5 protein-coding genes are annotated in these 6,059 nt (G+C 34.3%); 3 read left to right on the top strand and 2 right to left on the bottom strand.

The window, feature by feature from the left end; genetic code table 11:
* Positions 1-124: 124 nt before the first annotated feature.
* A complete protein-coding gene (locus BUB91_RS21230) occupies positions 125-232 on the bottom strand; it encodes a transposase (protein WP_241652674.1) in 108 nt (35 codons plus the stop codon).
* A 44-nt stretch (positions 233-276) separates the two neighbouring features.
* Between BUB91_RS21230 and BUB91_RS04895 the strand changes: the two genes are divergently transcribed.
* Positions 277-675, top strand: a complete 399-nt coding sequence (locus BUB91_RS04895; RefSeq protein ID WP_175551000.1) for a hypothetical protein — start codon at positions 277-279, stop codon at positions 673-675.
* A gap of 396 nt (positions 676-1,071) precedes the next feature.
* On the opposite strand, the gene BUB91_RS04885 is transcribed toward BUB91_RS04895, so the two are convergent.
* Positions 1,072-1,290 carry a hypothetical protein gene (locus BUB91_RS04885; RefSeq protein ID WP_073097707.1) on the bottom strand — a complete coding sequence of 73 codons (219 nt, stop codon included), beginning with the start codon at positions 1,288-1,290 and terminating at the stop codon, positions 1,072-1,074.
* A gap of 421 nt (positions 1,291-1,711) precedes the next feature.
* Here BUB91_RS04885 and BUB91_RS04880 point away from each other — a divergent pair, with 421 nt between their 5' ends.
* Both BUB91_RS04880 and BUB91_RS04875 read left to right on the top strand, forming a co-directional pair.
* The gene (locus BUB91_RS04880; protein WP_073097703.1) at positions 1,712-1,903 is read left to right on the top strand and encodes a hypothetical protein; all 192 of its coding nucleotides are present in this window, start codon (positions 1,712-1,714) and stop codon (positions 1,901-1,903) included.
* 1,038 nt (positions 1,904-2,941) lie between these two features.
* Entirely contained in the window at positions 2,942-6,058 is a 3,117-nt protein-coding gene (locus tag BUB91_RS04875) for a SusC/RagA family TonB-linked outer membrane protein (protein ID WP_073097698.1), read from the top strand.
* The last annotated feature ends 1 nt before the right edge of the window (position 6,059 follow it).

Here is a 6,059-nt window from a genome sequence, read left to right as displayed (position 1 = left end):
TGGGATCAAGTCTAATTGTTGTGTTTAAGCAAAAATTGTGGTTAATCTATATAAGAAGAATTCAACATTTTTCACGGATCAAGTCCAAAATCTGGGTTTTTACGATTTTAAGAATATAATTTAATCAAGCGAATAAGAAGTATTCGGTATTCCTCACTCCTCTAAATTGTGATCTAAAAGCCTTTACTTTGGCATTAAAGGATTCTGCTGAAGCGTTTGTACTTCTATTGATTGATAAAGTAATTGAGAATGGATCTGTAGTTAAGTGTTATGGTGTTGGCTATGGTATTAAAAGCCTTATCCAGCTGGTTAATTACGGAATATTCTGGTATTTATGCAACCTATACTTCTGGATTTGGAGAAAGCGATTTTCAACAAATTGAAACGCAGCAACATACCATCGATTTTTATTTTTATCCAAAGGATAATCAATATTTAAGTGTAAGTGGTGAATATTATGGTAATTCGTTACCTGATAATGATAATAATTATTTTATGAACCTGAGTTATCAATTTATTTTTAAAAAACCAAAAATAGATTTGAACATTAGTTGGCGAAATATTCTAGATACCGATCAATATATTAACGTCAATAATAATCAATATTATAACATAATAAGTAGTTGTCGTTTACGTCCTTCCCAGATGCTGGCGTCATTAAAATTTACACTTTAAATAGTTTAATTGTATTAATTATCTATCTACAAATCCAATGATTTGCAGTTTGGCATCAACACAATTCAAAGTAGAACCCCAAGCTTTCTATTTAATATCCTTTTTTAAGTCTTCAGGATTTTGTCTTGTGTCAAAAATTGTAATTATTTCAATTTCTCTAGTATTCAATTTGATTCTATAATAAAATGTAGTCTGTTTGGTTACGACACATTTATATAGGTTTTTAAATTCTGATGATTTAGGACAACTATCCGGATGAATAGCTATTTGCTTAATTTTTTCGGTAAGTTTTAAAATGAATTTATCTCTACTTTTTAAGCCCTAATTTTCAACTAAATACTCTGATAGCTTCAAGAGTTTAGCTTCAGCAAGCTCAGATAAAAAAACATTCATCTGTTAAGATATTTTCTCTAAAAAAGATTCGTAAGAAATCCGTTTTCCGTTATCTAAATCTTTTATCCCTTTTTTTATCTCTTTTTGTTCAGACAAACTCAATTCATCCCAAAAATCTATTTTTTCATTTTTTACAAAATCTGAGACACGTTGGATAAAATCAGAATTATCATTTTCTAATATGAGCTTCAATAGTTCCAATTTTGTTGCTTGAATATCCATTTGTGATCTTTTAAGCAAATTTACGAAATTTATTAGTTGCTTTTTTTTATTGTTTTTCATTCTATTGGGGCTAGCCCTAATAGAATGAAGCTTTGTGGACTTGCAACAAAAAAGGACTCTAAGAAGGCCGCTTTGATATACAGTATACCAAATAAAATAAATCCGCTGGATACTAATGATTTAGATTTAAAATTATCTTTAACCCTAACATCGCAAAATTTTTGAAAACATTTACTCCAATGGGAAAATTACACTCTTCATATGTCTTTTCATAGGGCTCAATACAAAAGCTCAAACTATAAACATAAATTGATAAAGATCTGCTGGTTATTAAATACAGAACGGATGCAAATAATGGGTTCTCTGTTGATTTGGAATTTGATCTTGACGGTCTTTTTATAAATATGTCAACCAAGCATCAATGCAATGCACCAAAGAAAAAGAGGTTAAATTTTCTAGTGATGATTTTATAATATTATCCAAGCGCGGACTCGATTTTGCTTTTTCTGAGCTTTTTGAGCATCCTTTTATTACCGTTGATCGTGGACAGGATTTAATAAACGGGAAAAAAAGTAAAAGTCCTAAGCGTGATCCCTACCAGAAAAGAACCTGATATGGCACTTGTAACCCTGTATCTGGATCTTGTGAATCAGCGGTTGCAGCTTCTTAAATAATCACTGAAAATCAATAACTTCAGCTGAGTATCAACTATAACAGTGATAAAGATATGTTGTCCGGTTTAGTGGAAGTATTTACTACTTTCGAAAAGTAACCCCTGAATTTTATGGGGAATGACACGAAAATAAATCGTAAGACAATGCGTGATATGGATACTAAATCTGGTGTAATAAAGCTTAAAATAATCAATGATAAAATAGATTGATAATACCCCTAACAGTTACAGTGTTAATAAAAAGGACTTAAAATTTAGAATAGATTGGCTGTTGACTTTCTAAAATTAACCCCTGCAAATGTTGTTCGAATTGTTACCGCTTTAGATACTATTTGGAAATGTGTTAGAAATAAATTCAAAATTTTTCTCTATCAGTTTTTTTAGTAGTTAATGTGGCTAATCATCTCTAACATCAGAAAATTTTTAAACAGGTTCAATTCTTTCAATAATTAGACTTCGAAAATTAAAATTTCACAATATAAAAATTGAGACAAATTGTGTTAAAAATCATCAACTACACAGTCTTTTTGTTTGAAATTTATCAGTGACATAGAGAATAGAAGGCCTTGTTTATTTTTTAGTAAATTTCAAATATGGTTATTAAATATATGACAATCAGTTTTTTAAAACACTTGTTTAGATGTTTATTTAAAAAAAAATCAATTTTTTTTCTTATTAAATTGATATTAGATCAGATTGCATCATTTGTTATAGTATATTTGACTAGAAGTAAGTAAATTTGGCTATGTTGAGATCTTTTGAGACTCGAAGTCGCTTAAATTTATAGAATGAGGAATTTATTATTTGTATTACACAATCGGTTGTGTTGTTTTTCTAATAAAATATTTAATAGCTACGAAATCGATTGAGTGTTCTGATTAAAGATTTCATTTTATTCGATTAGGCATTACGATAGCAAGAGATTTAAACGTGTTACTAACTATATTTTAAGATTAATTAATTTCTAAATTAAATTTTATGGAGAACTTTTTACTTTCTCAGAGAAGGAATGTCAAGCGACTGGGATTGCTTTTCTGCACGGTATTCTTTTGTTCAGGATTGCATGCCCAGATTAGCGTCTCAGGTAATGTAAATGATGGAAATGGTCCTATTCCAGGAGCCAATGTCATTCTTAAAGGTACTAATAATGGTACTGTCACTGATTTTGATGGAAACTACACACTGTCTGATGTGGACCCCAACGGAATATTAATTTTTAGTTTTGTTGGTTATCAGTCAAAAGAAATTGCGGTAAATAACCAAACACAAATCAATGCATCTTTAGAAAATGATCTCCAATCCTTAAGCGAAGTAGTAGTGATAGGTTATGGTACTCAAAATAAAGAATCAGTAACAGGATCTGTTGTTTCTTTAGATGGGGGAGACCTTGAAGAGGTTCAGGCGGCTAACTTTCAACAGGCATTACAGGGGAGAGCACCTGGTGTAAATATATCAACCACCAGCACCCGTCCAGGAGCTAATAATACAGCTATTAGAATTCGAGGGGTTAGATCGCTTTCAGGAGGTAATGATCCATTAATTGTTTTAAATGGTATTCCTTTTGCCGGGGGACTTAATGATATTAGTATCAATGATATTGAAAGTCTTGATATTTTAAAAGATGCCTCTGCTACGGCTATTTATGGTTCTCGAGGCGCAAATGGAGTTATTTTAATCACTACTAAAACGGGAAAGAAAGGGCAGAAAGCGACGTTTAGTTATAATACGTATTACGCTGTAAAAGATGTTTTTGCCAAATTCCCAATGATGAATTCTCAGCAGTTTAACGACTTGAGACAGGCAACTGCATTATTTAATAATGGAAACCCGATCTATGAGACCGGCGTTGATGAAGATCCTTCGGTAAATACCGATTGGCAAGATTTAATTTACGGTACCGGTATTCAAACCAATCACGATATGAGCGTATCAGGAGGGAATGAAAATGGTAGTTATAGTATTGGAATTGGCTATTTTAAAGAGACTTCTGTATTGCCGGTAGAGGATTTTCAAAGATATTCACTGCGCGCTCAGGTTGATCAGCAAATTGGAGCATTTCGTTTTGGTTTAAATTCAATTATGAATTACAATCTTACTAATGCCGCTGGAGCAGGTTTATATGGTAATTTAAGTGCAACACCTATTTTAAATCCATATAATGAGGATGGATCTTTAAAAAGAGTGGTAAGCATGCCTTTAGACGATTTTTGGGTGACTACAAGAGGAACTTTAAATGCAATTGGAGAAGGCAGAGTCAATTTGCAGAAGGACTACGGTACTTACAACAATATTTATGGTGAAGTAAATATACCGGGTATTGAAGGTTTAAAATACCGTATTAATGTGGGACTAAACTTGCGTTTGAGTCGCGATGGTAATTTTACAGGAGAGGGAGTAGCTAATATAAATCCTCAGGCACCTAACGGGGGTGGAGTAAGCAGTAGTCTTACTACCGATTATGTTATTGAAAATTTACTGACCTACGATAAAACTTTTGCCAGTAAGCATAAGGTAAACCTGGTAGGGTTATTTTCTTCTCAGAATACACAAACTGATGGAACCAATTTAAGTGCACGTTTTCTTCCGAATGAAGAATTCTTGTTCTATAATTTAGGCTCTGCTCTTCTTGAGGATGTTACCGGTTATGGCGGGTTTTACGGAGAAAACAGTTTGCTTTCTATAATGGGTCGCGGGATTTATCAATATGATAATCGTTATCTTCTAACAGCTACCGTACGCTCTGATGCCTCCTCCCGGTTGGCGCCAGGAAATAAATGGGTTACTTACCCGGCAGTATCTGTAGGTTGGAATGTGGCCAACGAGGCTTTTATGGAAAATGTAAGTTGGGTAAATCTGCTTAAGCTGCGCGCGGGTTATGGGGAAACCTCTAATCAGGCCGTAAGTAATTATGCGACCCTTGGGAATCTTGGAATACGCAATTATAATTTTGGAAGCACCTTCGCCACAGGTTACTTTGTTAATGAGTTGCCTAACGCATCCTTAGGCTGGGAATTTTCAGAAACCTATAACTACGGTATCGATTTCGCCCTTTTTGACAATCGTCTATCAGGAACCGTAGAATATTATACCACAGAAACAAATGATATTCTGTACCGTGTAGGCTTGCCCTCAAGTTCTGGAGTAGGTTCATTTGTAGGTAATATTGGAGCGACCAGCAATAAAGGGGTAGAAGTAGCACTTAATGCAACAATACTGGACAACCCTGATGGTTTTACCTGGGATTTTGGTGTAAACCTGTATACCAATAGAAATGAAATTACATCCCTAGCTAGTGGTGAAGAGCAAAATGTGGGACAATTGTGGTTCGTAGGTTCGCCAATCAATGTAATCTATGATTATAAGAAAATTGGTCTTTGGAATGAAAGTGATCCGGATTTTCAATATTTACAGACTTTAGAGCCCGGGGGGAATGCAGGAATGATAAAGGTAGAATATACCGGCGATTTCAATGAAGACGGTTCACCTACACGACAAATTAATGCAGATGACCGGCAAATTATTGATCCTACACCTGACTTTCAGGGAGGATTTAATACACGTCTGGCATACAGGAATTTTGACTTAAATATGGTAGGGGTATTCCAAAGTGGCGGTACTGTGGTAAGTACCTTATACTCTTCAGCAGGTTATCTCAATTTACTTACCGGAAGAAGAAATAATGTGGATGTAGATTACTGGACCCCTACCAATACTGGTGCAAAATATCCGGCTCCGGGAGGTATCCAGACTGGTGATGGTCCTAAGTATGGATCAACAATGGGATATTTTGACGGTTCTTATTTAAAAGTACGTGCCCTGACCTTAGGATATAATTTTGAGCGTAATTTAACGGATAACATTGGGATTCAAAATTTACGATTGTATGCCACTGTGCAAAATCCCTTTGTATTGTTTTCTCCCTTTCACAGAGAATCAGGTATGGATCCTGAAACGAATTCTGGAACAGATGCAAATGGTAACGCTCAAAACTCAGCTACCGGTACAAATGGTGTGATTTCAAGAGGGATAGCGACCATCGGAGCTAACGTGCCAACTACACGAAACTTTATCCTCGGAGTGAATTTAAAATTTTAAA

The organism is Leeuwenhoekiella marinoflava DSM 3653 (genome assembly GCF_900129005.1).
Classification (GTDB): Bacteria; Bacteroidota; Bacteroidia; order Flavobacteriales; family Flavobacteriaceae; genus Leeuwenhoekiella; species Leeuwenhoekiella marinoflava.
This window is presented reverse-complemented; position numbering and strand designations above follow the sequence as displayed.

Bases quoted from the DNA above. Each gene is read 5' to 3' on its own strand.
- BUB91_RS04885 (WP_073097707.1), bottom strand. From the start codon at position 1,290: ATGGATATTCAAGCAACAAAATTGGAACTATTGAAGCTCATATTAGAA.
- BUB91_RS04880 (WP_073097703.1), top strand. From the start codon at position 1,712: ATGCAATGCACCAAAGAAAAAGAGGTTAAATTTTCTAGTGATGATTTT.
- BUB91_RS04875 (WP_073097698.1), top strand. From the start codon at position 2,942: ATGGAGAACTTTTTACTTTCTCAGAGAAGGAATGTCAAGCGACTGGGA.